Here is a 15,243-nt window from a genome sequence, read left to right as displayed (position 1 = left end):
CTTGGAACGGACGAGGTCACTGTCCTGATCGGTAGCGCGCCCGAGGGTACCGGTCATTGCGTGGCATCACTCTCGTCTTCGTCGAACGAGGAGCGCGCACGTGATCACCGTCCCCAAATTGTCGAGAACCGGGTTCGGCCGGCGTTCGCTCGCACTCGCGGCCGCCATGATTCTCGCGGCCGGCACGCTCGTCGCGTTCAGCGTGACGGTGTCGCCGGCGCCACCTTCGGCGCAGGCGGCATCCGGTGCGGACTTCAACGCGGGCAACATCATGTCGGATGCCGTGTTCTACGATGCCGGCACCATGAACGTGAGTCAGATTCAGGCGTTCTTGAACGCCCGCGTTCCGAGTTGCCGTGCGGGGTACACGTGCCTCAAGGACTTCAGGCAGAACACGACGAGCCAATCGGCGAAGGCCGCCGGTTGCGCAGCCTACGGCGGTGCTCCCAGCCAGACGGCCGCCCAGATCATCGCTTCCGTCGCGAGCATCTGCGGAATAAACCCGCAGGTGCTGATCGTGTTGCTCGAGAAGGAGCAGGGACTCGTCACCGACACATGGCCGACGGAGCGACAGTTCCGCTCAGCGACTGGATACGGGTGTCCCGATACCGCTGATTGCGATGCGCTGTACTACGGCTTCTTCAATCAGGTGTACAACGCGGCGTGGCAGTTCAAGAAGTATCAGGCCTCGCCCGACGGACGGGGGTACCAGGCCGGTCGCTGGAACACGATCCAGTGGCACCCGAACAGTGCGTGCGGCAGCTCTCAGGTCTTTATCGACAACCAGGCGACGGCGGGGCTCTACCTCTACACTCCCTATCGTCCCAACCAGGCTGCGCTGAACAACATGTATGGCACCGGGGACGGCTGTTCTTCGTACGGGAACCGCAACTTCTTCCGAATGTTCACCGACTGGTTCGGCAGTACGACCGGGGGCTCGTATTTTGCGCGCACCTCGGCGAATCCGACGCTCTACCTCCTCGCGGGCACCGTGAAGTATCCGGTCCCGTCGATGGAGGTGTACGAGAGCCTCAGCCCACTCGGCACATATCGTGTCGTTTCGCAGAGCTACCTCGACACCTACTCGACGTCGGCGAAGTGGGCGACCACGGTCGTCCGCGATCCGACCTCGGGAGCGGTGTACCTCGCGCAGCGCTGGGGGAGCAAGAACCAGTTCCCTTCGTGCGAGCTCATGGCCCAGTACGGCTACTCCTGCGGCGATGCGATCGACCTGACGCCGGGCCAGCTGGCTCGATGGTCGACCGGTGGCATGATCACGCCGTTCTTCGTCGTCCCCGGTTCCGCGGATCTGAATTACTTCGTTCCGGGTGGACGCGTACACGTCTATGACTGGGCGGCGGCCGTGAAACTGAATGGCGGAAGCGCACCGTATGTCGTCACTATGCGTGCCGACGTCGTTCCGCGCTATCCGCTCCTGAAGACGATCCTCAATCCGCAAACGCTCGTCAAGTCCTCCAGCAGTGACGCCGTCTTCTTCGTCGACGGGTTCGACCGCAAGATCCAGATCACATCGTTCGCCGTCGCGTCGGAGTTCGGCGCGAATGGGTACCTGACGGTGCCGCAGGGCATCCTCGATGGCTACACGACGGGTCCGGGCTTCTTGTCCCTTGCAGTCCGCTGCAACGGCGCGACATACGTAACTGCCGGTGCTCGCCTCCATTCGTGGACGGGCTCGGCGGCGAATGGAGGACTGTCGGTCGCCGAGGTGTCCGCCGACACCTGCCAGCGAATGCCCCGTGGCGGAGCAATCACGGGCGAACTCTTCATGAAGAGCGCGACCTCGTCGACGGTGTACCTCGTGACGGGTGGAAAGCTGCGCGCCATGTCGAGCTGGGACGAGCTGCTCGCCAACAACAACGGTGCCGTGCCGACCATCATGACAGTCACGGCGGCGACGCTCATGAGCCTTCCCCTCGTGCCCACGCTCGAACCCGCGAGCGTCGTGAAGTCGTCTTCGGACCCGATGCTCTATTTCATCGACGGCGCCGAGAAGAGGATCCCGGTGTCCTCCTTCGTTTCAACGACTGAGCTCGGCCGCGCGAGCTGGTCGACGGTCCCTGCAAATGCTCTGTCGAGCTACTCGGTCGCCAGCGGTTACTTGACGCGTGTCCTCTCCTGCAATGGTCGGTTGCTGTTGGGCGTCAACGGCACCTTGTATCCGATCACGGCGAGCAACCCCACAGGGATCGCGGTCACGAACGTCGCATCGGATACGTGTGCGCGTCTGAAGATCTCGAGCGCTTCCGAACTGGGAAGTGTCTTCGTGAAGACGGTCGACTCGCCGACGGTCTTTTTTCTCTCGGGAGCTGTGCGTCGTCCTGTCCCGAGTTGGGACCGCCTGCTCGAGTTGGCCGGGGGCTCCGCGCCCGTCATCCTCACCACGGGCGCCGGCGGCCTCGGTGACATCCCGCTCGGTACGGGCGCCTAGAATCGTGAGGGCCTCGTAGACCGTCGCGGCCGTTTATCATGTGACCGCCGCCCCGGGACGAGCACGCCCGGTGGGCACTGAGGGAGTAACTTCGATGCCGAGCCTCGAGGAGAGCCGTTTTCAGCGCGCAACGCGCCGTGCTGGCGCATGGCTGATAGCGAACGACAATTGGATGACCGTTGCGGCCGCCGCTCTCTTCGCTGCGTTCATCCTGACGGGGATGACCACTTCATCGATCGGGATGGCGTGGTTCTCCGAGAACCCATCTGACCCGGACATCACCCAGATCGGCATGCCTCAGTGGATCCGTTCGGACGAGTACAATGTGAACTCGCCGCTTTGGATGTCCATGATGACCACGGGCGGGCCTCCGACGCTCAGCCCCCTCGGTGCGCCGGCGGACATCGCGCACCGCTTCTCGTCCGGTGGATTCTTCGAGACGATCGTCTTCTTCCCGACGGCACTGCTCTGGATGACGAGCTTCCTCCCCGACACCATGGTCTTCTCGCTGGTGTGGTGGCTGCCGATGATCTTCCTGGTGTTCAGCCTGCCGTTCTGGGTCGAGCGCATGGGTGGAACACGCCGAATGGGGTGGCTCGCCACCCTGTTGATCGCGTTCTCGCCGTCGGTCGCCTGGTGGTCGCTCGGCCCTGTGGGCGTGCTGGCGTATGCGGTAGCCGGCAGCTTGGCTCTGGCGATCGCCGCTGAGCTCTTCATCTCCCGTCGTTTCGTCCGTGCGGGCATCGTGATGGTCGTCGCAGGAATCCTCCTTGCGTCCATTCCGACCGTGTACGCACCCTGGTCGATCATCCTCGGCGTCCCGGTACTCCTTGCCACGGTGCTTCGCATCGTCGCGACGAAGACGACATGGCCGCAACGGATCGTCCCCATCGCGGTGAGCGGGTCCATCGCCCTCATTCTGGCGGCAGGCGTCTTCCTCGAGAATCGCGAGGGCCTCGAGTCGATGGTTGGAACGGTCTACCCCGGCTCGCGTCGATCAGGGAGCCTCGCCCAGTCGTTCGCGATGCTCTTCGGCGCACCCGGGTACGACGCCCTCTCTCGGCACGACCCGATCGTCTCGAACGCAAGCGAGCTCTCAGCATCCTTCACAGTCTGCGTGTTCTGGGCAGCGATTTTGATCGTGGCGTACCGGAATTTCGGGCGCGTCCGTGACAACCTCCCACTCATCGTCCTCGGCGCGTGGACGCTGACCTGGCTCGGCTGGTGTACGGTCAGCACTGGTGCTCTCGGCGAACGGATCCCCGTGTTGAATCTGGTGCCACCGTACCGAGCGGCCCAGGTCATCGGCATTCTCGCGATCATCGTCGTCGCACTGATCCTCTCGAAGGCTCCGCTGCGGCGCGACTACACGGCCGCGATCGTCTCAGCGGTGACGGTCGGCTTCGTGACGGCATACGCCGTCTCGTTGTTCCGCGAAGAGGCGGCTCCTACGATGCAGAGCTGGCAGATCCTCGCCGCTGCGGGCGGCGCGGCGATTGCAGTCTTCTTCGTGACGCTCTTCCCGCGCAAGTTGTGGCCTGTTCTTCTGGCGGGCGTCCTCGCCCTTCTGCCGGTCGTTCGCTCCCAGCCGATCCTCTTTGGACTTGGTGAATTCCGTTCGTCCGATGTGGCGCGCACACTCCAGGATCTCGGTGCCGAGTCCCGTGCCGACGGCACCTATTGGGCCACTGATGCGCCCGGATTCGAGAGCCTCATGCTCGCCAATGGTGTGCCATCGCTGTCCGGCTTCCAGCGCTCCGGACCTGACGTGGCTCAGTGGGAGCGACTCGATCCCGACCACGAGTTCGAGTTCGCGTGGAACCGCGGCGGCGGGTACATTCCGTTCGTCTTCGCACCGGGAGAGGAACTCGAGATCACGACGTCGGGCTTCGATACGACGTGGGTTCGGATCGATCCCTGCGACCTCAAGGAGCGATTCCCGGAACTCGGCCACATCGCATCGGCGGAAGCCATCGACTCCTCGTGTCTCGTCGATGCCGGAACCGCGAACTGGTCAGGTCGCACTGTCTACCTGTACGAGACCCCGTGAACGATGTAGTCGGATGGGCTCGGGCATCTCGCGTCGTCCAAGCGGCTCGAGGGATCCTGCGTTCGTGAGGACGGCTCCGTCGAGTGGGCGGGCAAGACGTTACACCTCTATGAGGTGCGTCCATAGAACTCACGCGACAGGTGGCGATCGCGTGATGCCCGCCCACTGTCGGACGCGGTCCGCTCAGGACAGCGAGCGGATCCCAGCCCATTCGTGATGCCGGCCGATGGTCGACAGGATGAACCGCACGACACGCCGAGAGGTGTCGGGAGCGAGATAGTCGAACGGTGCGAGCTGAGGCAGGGATGAATCCCGCGTGACTTCGTCGATGCCGGCGATGACTTCCGCGGCGTGCAGACCCGTCATCACGATCGCGCCCGTGTCGAGGGCTTCCGGGCGCTCCATCGAGTCGCGAATGGTCACGGCGGGGAAGCCGAGGATCGCAGACTCCTCACTGATCGTTCCGCTGTCGGAGATCACGCACCGAGCATTGCTCTGCAGCTTGCAGTAGTCGAGGAACCCGAACGGCTCGTGGAAATTCACGCCCTCGATCTCGGCGCCGCCCTGTGTCTCTTCGAGGCGCTTGCGCGTACGCGGATGGGTCGACACCAGCACCGGAAGGCCGTATCGCTCGCGAACCGCCTTGAGGGCCTTGAGGAGTCGCTTCAGCCGCTCGGGGGAATCGACGTTCTCCTGACGGTGGGCGCTGACGACGAAGTACTCCCCGGGGGTGAGATCGAAGTGCTCCAGGACGCGGGACGCCTCGATGTCGGGACCGTAGTGGTCGAGTACCTCCCGCATCGGAGATCCCGACACCATGATGCGCCGCGGCGACAATCCTTCGGCGAGAAGGTTGCGTCGAGCATGCTCGGTGTACGCGAGGTTGAAGTCTGCAACGTGATCCACGAGGCGACGGTTGGTCTCTTCGGGCACGTTCTCATCGAAGGAACGGTTTCCCGCCTCCATGTGGTACGTCGGAATGTGCATGCGCTTCGCCATCACGACGGAGATCGCACTGTTCGTGTCGCCGAGCACCAGGACGCCGTCGGGTTTGACGGTGTTGAAGATCGCTTCGCTCTTGCGCAGCACATCGCCCATGACCGTGCCGAGACTCGACGTGTCGACGTTCAGGTAGTGGTCCGGCTGCCGGATGCCGAGCTCTTCGAAGAACACCTCGTTCAACTGGCGGTCGTGGTTCTGACCGGTGTGGACGAGGACGTGGTTGCTGGACCGGTCGAGGTGCTCGATGACCCGTGAAAGTCGGATGATCTCGGGTCGGGTGCCGACGATGGTGACGATAGTGGGGCGCGACACCATCAGCCTCGGTCCCTCACGAATTCCTGAATCTCGGGCAGGGTCATCAGAAGGTCCTCGACCTCCTGGACATCGAGCCTGGTCGTGTTGTGGGAGGTGTACGACTCGGCGGGCGGCGCTTCGGGGCTGCCTTCCTCGAAGTACGGACGGTAGTCGAGTGAGCGCGTGTCGAGTGGCACCCGGTAGTAGCCGCCGCGGTCTTCTGCGTTGGCCGCCTCCTCGGAACCGAGGAGGGACTCGTAGAGCTTCTCGCCGTGCCGGACGCCGATGACCTCGACGGACGGGTTCGCGACGCCGGCGATGTTCGCGACCGCGCGAAGGAGGGTCTCAACCGTGCTGGCCGGAGCCTTGCGCACGAACAGGTCGCCTGTCTTGGCCTCGGTGAAGGCGTACTGGACGAGGTCGACCGATTCTGCGAGCGACATCAGGAAGCGCGTCATGTTGGGATCGGTGATCGTGAGCGGCCGACCTGAGGTGAGCTGATTCAGGAAGAGCGGAATGACGGAACCCCGCGAGTACATGACGTTGCCGTAGCGGGTGACCGAGATCGTCGTATCCGAGTCGATGAAATCGCGGGCCATCGCCATCGCGGTCTTCTCCATGAGCGCTTTCGTCATGCCCATCGCATTGATGGGATAGACCGCCTTGTCGGTGCTGAGGCAGACGACGGACTTCACGTTGCTATCGACGGCGGCGCGGATGACGTTCGCACTTCCGTGGATGTTGGTCGCAACGGTCTCCATCGGGAAGAACTCACCGGAGGGCACCTGCTTCAAGGCGGCAGCGTGGAAGACCAGGTCGCTGCCGCGGACGGCACGTGCGACACTCTGCGCGTCTCGGACATCGCCGAGGTAGAAACGCATCCGAGGGTCGGCGACGGCATGGCGCATCGCGTCCTGCTTCGATTCGTCGCGGCTGAAGATCCGCACCTCGGCGACGCCCTGGGTCAGGAGGTGCTTCGCCATCGTCGAGCCGAAGGAGCCGGTACCGCCGGTGATGGTGACGGTGGCGTCGTTGAGCGTTGTGGTCATGCCTGTCTCTCTTGAGGGTCTACGCGTGGACCGTCGCCGTGGCGCCGACCATTTCCGCGATCGTGGGAGGGTGGTCGTAGTCGGCGTCGCTCCACAACTGCCGGCTGATATCCGGAGAAATGGTCGAAAGCGTCCGGTCGACCCCTGTGCCGGTCGACACCGGACGGATGTCGAGGTCGTCCCGTCCGAATGCCTCGGCGATGACCTGCACCAACTCGTCTTTCGTCAGCGCATCAGCGGGAATGAGATGTTGCACACCGCTCAGGGTGGAACCAGAACGGACGAGTCCGACCGCGACATCCGCGAATGCGTCTGTCGTCACGCCGTTCCAACGGTGGTCGGTGAAGCCGTTCAGCGTCGCGCCGATGGGCTGGGAACGCACCCACTCGAGCAAGGATGTGGCAGAGCCGAGCTCCGTGCCGATGATCGAACAGCGAAGGTGCAGGACCTGCGGGCTGGGCGTCTCTCCGAGGCTTTTCGTCTTGCCGTAAACGTCATAGGCGTCGTGCACGGCCGTCTCATCGTAGGCGCCCTCGAGTCCTGAATACACGCAGTCCGTTGCGATCTGAAGGACGCGGAAGCCCTGTGTTTCAGCAGCGGCGGCGAGGGCGTACGGGAATTCCGCATTGACTCGAATGGCTCGCAGGCGGTCGGCCACGACATCGTCCTTCATGAGATGACGGATCACGCCGATGCAATTGATCACGGTGTCGCCCACACCGAAGTCGGCGACGATCGATGCGATCTCGTCGTGTTCGACGTCGAAGGTCCGGAGCGCTATCCCGTCGGGGAGGTCTGCCGTGCGCCGTGCGGTTGCCGTGACGTCGAAACCCGCCTCGTGAAACCGGCGCACGATGGTACTTCCGAGCATCCCCGTAGCTCCGAGGACGAGAACGCGCGAACTCATGGGTTCCATGCTAGCCGACCGATCCGATGGTCCGTTCGAAGCCCGAGACGGCGAGATCGAGTGAGAATGTCGCGTCGACGAACGCTCGTTGCCGCGCGGAAATCGACGCACGAAGCTCCGCATCCTGTTCGGCGAGCGACACCGCCGCCTCGATGACCGTCTGCGGCCCGTCGGCCCACGTCACGCCGGAGTCGTCACCCAGAACCCCGCGCAGACCGTCGAGCGAGGTCGACACAGCCGGGACCCCGGCTGCCATGTACTGGAGCACCTTGTGCGGGAATGCGACATGCGTCACCTGGAGTGGGAGGAAGGGGTTGATCGCCACGTCGGCGGCCCGGAGATGCTCGGGCAGCTCCGCATACGGAACCACGCCGGTGAAGATGATCCGATCGGACAATCCATGGTGCTCGGCGAGATCTCGCAGTCGCTGGTCGAGCGTTCCCCCTCCGATCAGCAGAAGCCGGAGGCGCTCGTCACGTGCCATGAGGGGCGCGATCGCCGGAATGACGAGATCGAGGCCCGAGAATTCGAAGAAGCTCCCCATATAGGCGATGACTCGGTCGTCGTCGCGCAGACCGTAGCGGGAACGAACCGGTTTGGCGGCACGCTCGAAATGTTCCAGGTCGACGGGTGGGAGATCGACGCTGACCGGCCCGCGCCTCGCCGATGCCGTGACGCAGTAGTCCGCCATCGCGGGGTTGTTCGCCGAGATCAGGTCCGCGTTGCGGTAGACGTACTTCTCGGCGCGGCGAATCAAGGCATTGAACGGCGTCTCCCTGATGGCATGCGAGACATCGAGAGCGCGGAAGATGACGGGGACGCCGGCTCGTCGAGCGAACGCCACGGTCTGCCATCCGGTCGTCGGAACGGCGTAGAGAACGATCGCGTCATAGCCGCCGTGACGAATCTCGCGTCGCAAGGCGGGCGCATCGATCAGGGGCGCGAGCACTCGTTCGGCCGGCGCGCCGCCGAACGTCGGAGGCGTGATCAACTCGAGTCGGGCATTCGAGTAGGCCCGGCCGGCGATGCGTTCGCGGCGTGTGCGAGCCGAACGTCGCCCCGAGCCTTCGGGATAGTGGAAGAACGTCACGTCGTGTCCACGGAGCGCGAGCAGCTCGGGGAACTCGTGCATCTCGTAGATGACCTTCGCCTCGTAGTTCACCTCGTGGATGAAGAGCAGACGCATGGAGTTCCTCCTGATTGACGCGACCACCAATCCTATGCGACGGCCCGGTCCGAGCGAGTTGCTACGATCGATGGGTGATTCCCTCCGCCCCACGCGTCCTCGTCGTGCTCCCTGCCTTCAACGAGGAAGCATCGGTGGTCGGGGTCGTGAAGGAAGTGCGTGCCGCCCTGCCGGACGCGGGTTGTCTCGTCGTTGACGACGGCTCGCGCGATCGAACCGCCGCTGTTGCGAACGATGCGGGTGCCGCAGTGCTCAAGCTCCCCTTCAACCTCGGAGTCGGCGGGGCGATGCGGGCAGGATTTCGCTACGCGCTGCAGAACAACTACGACATCGTCGTGCAGATCGACGCAGACGGTCAGCACGATCCCGCCAACGTGCCCGAGCTCCTTGCCGCACTCGACACGGCTGATCTCGTCATGGGAGCCCGGTTCGCCGGCCAAGGGGAGTACGAGGTTCGCGGGCCTCGCCGCTGGGCCATGCGTGTGCTCGCTCGAGTGCTCAGCAGGGTCGCGAAGTCGAAGCTCACGGACACGACCTCGGGGTTCAGGGCGTCCGGTCCGAGGGCGGTCAGGCTCTTCGCCGAGCACTACCCGGCCGAGTACCTGGGAGACACCATCGAAGCACTCGTCATCGCTGCTCGTGCGGACTGCACGATCCGGCAGGTTCCCGTCGCGATGAGACCGCGTGCCGGAGGCGTGCCGTCCCATGATCCGGTGAAGTCCGCCGTGTACCTGGGACGAGCCGGACTCGCGCTCGTCTTCGCCCTGATCCGCCCCAAGTCCACTTTCCAGGTCGGGAGTGCCGACGCGTGACCCCTACGAGCCATATCTTCGCCGTCGCTGCGGCGCTCGCGATCCTGCTGGTCGTCGTCGAGATGCTCCGGCATCGTCGTCTGCGGGAGCGGCATGCGCTCTGGTGGCTCCTCGCCGGGACGCTCGCGCTCATCGTGGGCATCTTCCCCGGGACGCTGGAGTGGGCGGCGAATGTGATCGGCATCGAGGTGCCGATCAACCTCGTGTTCTTTGTGAGCATCGCCATACTGTTCCTGGTCTGCTTGCAGCACAGTTCCGAACTGACGAAGCTCGAGAGCAAGACCCGACGGCTCGCGGAGGAGACCGCCATGCAGGATCTCCGAATCCGTGAGCTCGAGCGACGCCTCGCCGGTCACTCCGGCGACTGATCCGACCGTCACGGTCGCGTTGATGCGGGCGATCGTCGGGGTCTGAGCGGGCGATCCGTCGGCCACCGCCGGATCATCAACGCTGTGTCAGGCGACTGCCTCTTCAGGCTCGCGTTCGCGTCGAGCCGCCAGAAGCGCACCGAGGTGGACCGCGAGACCGGTCGCCGGTCCGGCGACGAGCGCGAGGATGGTGCGAGCCTCGAGTGGCAGGGGGATCAGGAGGCAGCCGATCGTCACGACTGCCGCAACGACCCATCCGGCAGTGAACGCGATATGGCGAGACCGCGAGAGCACTGCGGGCGCAGTGATGCAGAGCGCGCCCACGAGGGCGGACGATCCGACGAGCGTGGCGATAAGGGCCCCGCTCGGTTCCGGCTCACCGGGGTAGAGGAACCCGAACACGGCCGGGCCGAGCCACCATCCGAGCAGCGCAAGGAGCGCGCCGACCACCAGCACGAGCCCCTCGAGAAGCATGAGGATCTTCCAGAAGGAGTCCTGCCGATTTCGGAAGAGCACGACCAGGTAGCTCTGCAGCGCCATTCCGACGACGATGAGCGGCGCCCTCACCAGCGTTGCCGCCAACACGAGCAACCCGAACTGCTGAGGATCCGCCCGTGGTACCGCGAGGCTCAGTAAGAGAGGGAATCCGCTGACGAGAGCTCCCATCGCGGTCGCAGCCACGATCGTCCGGGCGACGTTCCACACGAGTTGGCGATATCCCACGTCGAGGACGGTCCTGCCGGTCAGACGACGTCGAGTCGCCGGCCACATGATCGCGACGGTGGCAGCGAACGGAGCTGCCACCGCCCATGCGAGCCAGACATGGTCGTGCGTCAACGTGAGCACCGCTGCGATAAGCGCCAGACGGAGGACGCCCTCGATCAAGATGACCCAGAAGAGCGGGCGCCACGCCGTCGTCCCGTACAGCGAGCCAGTCAGGACGGCCAGCAGTGTGTACGAGGCGGCACCGGTCGCGAGGGGCCAGACCAGTGTCCAGCCGTCGGAGGGGAACACCACATCGACCCACAGCGGTGCGGTACCGAGGATGACGACGAACACGATGACGGCTGTCGTGACGGCGAAGCGGCCGGCATGGGCCCGTCCGTGATCCGCGTCGGAGGGCGAGGTCCTCGGCCGAGTGGCTCGTGAGACCTCCTGCTGGATTCCGGAGAGTCCCGCTGCGACGAGGAAGGTGAAGGCCCAGAAGATCGCGAAGATGGAGTATTCGGCGACGCCGACGATCCGCGGCACGAGCCACGTGATGACGTATCCGGCGATTCCGACGATCGCCGTGGCGACGAGGACCGGAAGCGCACCTGCACCGGTGCTGTCGCCGGTAGCCTCCTCGAAGGGGCCATGCAACTCGGTCGCGTCAGACATCCTGTGCTCGGAGCGCGGAGACGGCCTTGTCGATTTCGCCGTCGAAGACGACATTTCCGTGCCGAAGGAGGATGCCGCGTTCGCAGAGTGCCGTCACCATGTCGATGTCGTGACTGACGACGAGCATGGTCTTTCCCTGCGATGAGAGTTCGGCGATCTTGGCCTTGCACTTCTCACGGAACGGGGCATCGCCGACGGCGAGGACCTCATCGACGAGGAGGATGTCGAGCTCGGTGTGGATCGCAACGGAGAACGCCAGGCGCACGAACATGCCGCTGGAGTAGTGCTTGACCTCCGTGTCGATGAACTCTCCGATCTCGGAGAACTCGACGATCGCATCGAAGCGCTCGGTGATCTCCCGCTTCGACATGCCGAGGATCGCGGCGTTGAGGAAGACGTTCTCCCTGCCGGAGAGGTCGGGATGGAACCCGGCGCCGACCTCGATGAGTCCCGCCACGCGTCCGCGGGTGAGCACTCGACCCGAGTCGGGCTTGAGGACGCCGGAAATGAGCTTCAACAGGGTGGACTTGCCCGAGCCGTTGAAACCGAGAAGGGCGACCGATTCGCCTTCGCGCACCGCGAAGTCGACGCCGTCAAGTGCCTTGAAGACCGTCGAGATCTTCTTCCGTCGCAGCACTGCGATGAAGGCCTCTTTGAAGGAGTGCGTGTGGCGAAGGACGAAGGTCTTTCCGATGCCGTCGACGATAATTCGGGCGTCGCCCTGGGTGCTAGAGATCTTGCGCAAAGCGACCCTCCAAGCGACGGAAGACCAGCTGTCCGACGAACAGCAGTACGAGTGACAATCCCAGCCCGAGCATCGCATTGAGCCAAAGCATCGGTGGCCGGTCGGAAACGTCGACCAGCGGCGCCCAGAATCCTTCATGGAACAGCTCGACCGCGGAGGTGATCGGGTTCAGCATGTACAACTCGAGCACCCACGGCTCCACCACGTCTCGCACCATCGTCCAGCTGTACAGCACGGGCGAGGTCCACGTGGCGAAGAGGAGGATGAGCTCGACGAAGTTCTGTGCGTCGCGGAAGGAGACGTTCACGGCGCCGAACAGCAAACCGAGTCCTGTCGCGAGCACGATGATGATCAGTGCGCCGGTCAGGATCCCCGCAATTCCGACCAGGGTCGGTATCCATCCGACGAATACGCAGACCACGGTCAGGATCGCAAGTTGTGGCAGGAAGTGGACGAACGCCACAATGACCGCGGCGGCCGGGAACAACTCGCGCGGGAGGTAGATCTTCTTCACCAATGGGGCGTTGTCTACGATCGACTTCGTCGCGTTGCTGAATGCCTCTGTGAAGAGGTTGATGACGATGATGCCGGAGAACAGGTAGATCGGGAACGCCGGTATTCCTCGGTTCAAGTCGAGGAATATGCCGAAAACGAAGTAGAACACGAGAAACTGAGCGGCCGGCTTGACATACGACCACGTCCATCCGAGCACCGAGCCGTGGTACCGGGTCAGGATGCCCTTTCGGACGAGGAGACGCAGGAGATAGCGGAATCGGAAGACGTCGATAATGCCACGGCTTCGGCCGGGTACAACGAATCCGGCCGCCTCGGCCTGGGCAGTACTCAATGAAACCCGCCTTCATCACTTCTGGTACGCCACGCGCACGATCCACAATTCTAGTGCGGTTCGCCGGAACGTCACGCCGCCGATCGCGTTCATCGAGATTCGATCGCACCTGCGCTTCCATGTCCGCCGACGCAAGACCCCGGAACCGGGACATGTGGTGACTCCGAGTATCGCATCGACTGCGTGTATTGGTAGCTTCGACGCATGGCGGACGAGCTTGGTGGTGGAGTGTCTGCTGAGGGTGCGCCGCTGACGTCGACCGAGGCGTACGCCGAGCGGCTCCGCCGTCGGCAGTCGAAGTGGTGGAAGAAGATCCTCCCCGTCCAAGCGCCGTACCGATGGAACCTTCGTCGCGTGCTCATCGGTCGTACACTCGATGTCGGCTGCGGTATCGGGCGAAATCTCGCGAATCTCGAACACGCCGTCGGCGTCGACCACAACGCGGCTTCCATCGCCATCGCGAAGAAGCGTGGCCACGTCGCATTCACCGTCGAAGAATTCCAGGCGTCGTCGTACGCGGTGGCGGACGCGTTCGATTCGCTCCTGTTCGCACATGTTCTCGAGCACATGCCTCGCGGGGAGGCGATCGAACTCGTGCGCCGGTACCTTCCGTATCTGCGCTCGGGCGGACGGGTCTGCTTCGTCACACCGCAGGAGCGCGGGTACGCGTCCGACCCGACGCACATCGAGTTCGTGGACTTCGAGGGCCTTCATGAGATCGTTCGCGCGCTCGGCCTGCGTCTCGAGCGTTCCTACTCGTTCCCGTTCCCGCGTTGGAGCGGCTCCATGTTCATCTACAACGAGTTCGTCGTCGTCGCGACGCTCCCGTGAGCTGCCCGACCAGAACAGTCTCAGGCCGGTGAACCCGGCTCCGCCGGCGAACGCGCAGCATACAATGCGTCTCGCCAGCTCATGTCCCTGGCCGCCTTCACCGCGCACACCACGAGCAGCATCCAGCCGCCTTCGACGAGCGCGAAGCTCTCTGCGAACGAGGTGACGGCGATCGCGACGAGCATGAGCGCCGGCCACACGTAGACGACGCTGCGTCGCGTCGACGCGAGGAGCCACGCACGAACGAGTGCGACGCCGAGCAGGGCGATGAAGAGCAGCGCCCCGATGACGCCGACTTGGAAGTACGCATCGATGTAGGCGTTCAGCGCGGAGCCGTGCGGCCGCCCCGTCGCCAACTCGATCCACGTATACGGCGGCGCGTCGGGCCACGGCCCGACCCAGCCCCAGCCCTGAAGCGGGTTGAGGTTCAAGTAACGGGACAACTCGCGCCAGACGTCGAGTCGCACATCGAACTCGCTTCGGGCGTCGAGCAGTTCGATGATGCGCATTCGGAGGAGCCAGCCCGCCACGAGCACCACGACCCCCGTGACGAGCAGACCGATCTGCCAACGCCACCTGGTCGGCGCAGAGGCACGCCTCAGCCCGTACAGCGCGAGGAGGGCGACGAGAGCGGCGCCGAGCGCGAACCAGGTCGTCGGCGACCCTGACAAGACGAGGCAGATTCCGGCGAGTGCGATCGACGCGAGCGCGCGAGGACGCTGCACGATGCTCGTGCGCCACTCGACGATGAAGGTGAGCAGGGCGATGAGGGCGACGAAACCGAGCATGTTTCGAGAGCCGAAGATGCCCTGGATGGGACCGAGCTGCGTGAGGTTCGCCTGGATGCCGAGTACCTTGATCGGCACGTCGAGGATGATTCCGGACAACACCTCGAGCGCGAGCGAGACACCGAGCAGCATCCGCAGGACATCGCCGAACGCCCGCACGATCTGGATGGTGTCCCGCATCAGTGCGATGTAGATTCCGACCAGGGTGAAGGCCAGGAGATAGCCGACCCGAGTGATCGAGGTGAGCGCGGGCAGGGTGCTCCAGATGACGGAAGCGGTGCACCAGGCGACGAACACGAGGATCGTGAGCGGAAGGATGCCGTACCATTCGACGGCTCGCCACCGGGCGACGAGAGACGCGGCGCACAGCACGAGCAGGCCGGCGAGGGCCGCAACGAGCCCGGGAACACCGATGAGGACCCGGACCGCATGAGTCGAGAACGAGAGCCCGACGGCGACGAGCGTCAACGCCTGCGCGAAGCGCGCAGACCCGATGAACGCTCTGACCGCCTGGCGCATGGCGGACTCTCCGGCA

Annotated in this window: 13 protein-coding genes; 5 read left to right on the top strand and 8 right to left on the bottom strand. The window is 64.3% G+C overall.

Annotation, left to right across the window (positions count from 1 at the left end; genetic code table 11):
- The first annotated feature begins 100 nt into the window (after positions 1-100).
- Positions 101-2,449, top strand: coding sequence for a hypothetical protein (locus ESP57_RS04330; RefSeq protein ID WP_129230651.1), 2,349 nt, complete (start codon positions 101-103; stop codon positions 2,447-2,449).
- Between the two features lie 94 nt (positions 2,450-2,543).
- Complete coding sequence (locus ESP57_RS04325; RefSeq protein ID WP_129230650.1) at positions 2,544-4,499, top strand: DUF7657 domain-containing protein; 1,956 nt, start codon at positions 2,544-2,546, stop codon at positions 4,497-4,499.
- A 183-nt stretch (positions 4,500-4,682) separates the two neighbouring features.
- On the opposite strand, the gene wecB is transcribed toward ESP57_RS04325, so the two are convergent.
- Genes wecB through ESP57_RS04305 form a run of 4 tightly spaced genes read right to left on the bottom strand, consistent with a single transcriptional unit; the run spans position 4,683 to position 8,883 of the window.
- Positions 4,683-5,813, bottom strand: a complete 1,131-nt coding sequence (gene wecB / locus ESP57_RS04320; protein ID WP_243648393.1) for a non-hydrolyzing UDP-N-acetylglucosamine 2-epimerase — start codon at positions 5,811-5,813, stop codon at positions 4,683-4,685.
- A 2-nt stretch (positions 5,814-5,815) separates the two neighbouring features.
- Complete coding sequence (locus ESP57_RS04315; RefSeq protein ID WP_129230648.1) at positions 5,816-6,844, bottom strand: polysaccharide biosynthesis protein; 1,029 nt, start codon at positions 6,842-6,844, stop codon at positions 5,816-5,818.
- Between the two features lie 19 nt (positions 6,845-6,863).
- Entirely contained in the window at positions 6,864-7,751 is an 888-nt protein-coding gene (locus ESP57_RS04310; RefSeq protein WP_165877367.1) for a dTDP-4-dehydrorhamnose reductase family protein, read from the bottom strand.
- A 10-nt stretch (positions 7,752-7,761) separates the two neighbouring features.
- Positions 7,762-8,883, bottom strand: a complete 1,122-nt coding sequence (locus tag ESP57_RS04305) for a glycosyltransferase (RefSeq protein WP_243648421.1) — start codon at positions 8,881-8,883, stop codon at positions 7,762-7,764.
- A gap of 128 nt (positions 8,884-9,011) precedes the next feature.
- Here ESP57_RS04305 and ESP57_RS04300 point away from each other — a divergent pair, with 128 nt between their 5' ends.
- On the top strand, positions 9,012-9,749 hold the full coding sequence (locus ESP57_RS04300) for a glycosyltransferase family 2 protein (RefSeq protein ID WP_207904472.1): 738 nt from the start codon (positions 9,012-9,014) through the stop codon (positions 9,747-9,749).
- Positions 9,746-10,117 (top strand): DUF2304 domain-containing protein, encoded by a 372-nt coding sequence (locus ESP57_RS04295; protein ID WP_129230645.1) that lies wholly within the window; start codon positions 9,746-9,748, stop codon positions 10,115-10,117. The genes ESP57_RS04300 and ESP57_RS04295 overlap by 4 nt, the downstream gene beginning before the upstream one ends.
- Before the next feature lie 87 nt (positions 10,118-10,204).
- Here ESP57_RS04295 and ESP57_RS04290 read toward each other — a convergent pair whose 3' ends face one another.
- The 3 genes from ESP57_RS04290 to ESP57_RS04280 are packed head-to-tail and all read right to left on the bottom strand — an operon-like array spanning position 10,205 to position 13,089.
- A complete protein-coding gene (locus tag ESP57_RS04290; protein WP_129230644.1) occupies positions 10,205-11,497 on the bottom strand; it encodes a lipopolysaccharide biosynthesis protein in 1,293 nt (430 codons plus the stop codon).
- Entirely contained in the window at positions 11,490-12,242 is a 753-nt protein-coding gene (locus ESP57_RS04285) for an ABC transporter ATP-binding protein (RefSeq protein ID WP_243648392.1), read from the bottom strand. Before ESP57_RS04285 ends, ESP57_RS04290 begins: the two co-directional genes overlap by 8 nt.
- Positions 12,226-13,089: an ABC transporter permease gene (locus ESP57_RS04280; RefSeq protein ID WP_129230642.1), complete on the bottom strand. Its 864-nt coding sequence runs from the start codon at positions 13,087-13,089 to the stop codon at positions 12,226-12,228. The genes ESP57_RS04285 and ESP57_RS04280 overlap by 17 nt, the downstream gene beginning before the upstream one ends.
- 204 nt (positions 13,090-13,293) lie before the next feature.
- Here ESP57_RS04280 and ESP57_RS04275 point away from each other — a divergent pair, with 204 nt between their 5' ends.
- Positions 13,294-13,920: a class I SAM-dependent methyltransferase gene (locus tag ESP57_RS04275; protein WP_129230641.1), complete on the top strand. Its 627-nt coding sequence runs from the start codon at positions 13,294-13,296 to the stop codon at positions 13,918-13,920.
- Between the two features lie 20 nt (positions 13,921-13,940).
- On the opposite strand, the gene ESP57_RS04270 is transcribed toward ESP57_RS04275, so the two are convergent.
- Positions 13,941-15,227 carry an O-antigen ligase family protein gene (locus tag ESP57_RS04270; RefSeq protein WP_243648391.1) on the bottom strand — a complete coding sequence of 429 codons (1,287 nt, stop codon included), beginning with the start codon at positions 15,225-15,227 and terminating at the stop codon, positions 13,941-13,943.
- Positions 15,228-15,243: the final 16 nt, after the last annotated feature.

The organism is Agromyces fucosus, from assembly GCF_004134865.1.
In the GTDB taxonomy this organism is placed as follows: domain Bacteria; phylum Actinomycetota; class Actinomycetes; order Actinomycetales; family Microbacteriaceae; genus Agromyces; species Agromyces fucosus.
Note: the sequence above shows the minus strand (reverse complement) of the source record. Positions and strands in the feature narration are given on the sequence as shown.

What these genes read in the sequence shown, in the direction of transcription:
- ESP57_RS04310 (WP_165877367.1), bottom strand. Translation starts at nt 7,751, where the DNA reads ATGAGTTCGCGCGTTCTCGTCCTCGGAGCTACGGGGATGCTCGGAAGT.
- ESP57_RS04290 (WP_129230644.1), bottom strand. Translation starts at nt 11,497, where the DNA reads ATGTCTGACGCGACCGAGTTGCATGGCCCCTTCGAGGAGGCTACCGGC.
- ESP57_RS04325 (WP_129230650.1), top strand. Translation starts at nt 2,544, where the DNA reads ATGCCGAGCCTCGAGGAGAGCCGTTTTCAGCGCGCAACGCGCCGTGCT.
- ESP57_RS04305 (WP_243648421.1), bottom strand. Translation starts at nt 8,883, where the DNA reads ATGCACGAGTTCCCCGAGCTGCTCGCGCTCCGTGGACACGACGTGACG.
- ESP57_RS04270 (WP_243648391.1), bottom strand. Translation starts at nt 15,227, where the DNA reads ATGCGCCAGGCGGTCAGAGCGTTCATCGGGTCTGCGCGCTTCGCGCAG.
- ESP57_RS04275 (WP_129230641.1), top strand. Translation starts at nt 13,294, where the DNA reads ATGGCGGACGAGCTTGGTGGTGGAGTGTCTGCTGAGGGTGCGCCGCTG.
- ESP57_RS04315 (WP_129230648.1), bottom strand. Translation starts at nt 6,844, where the DNA reads ATGACCACAACGCTCAACGACGCCACCGTCACCATCACCGGCGGTACC.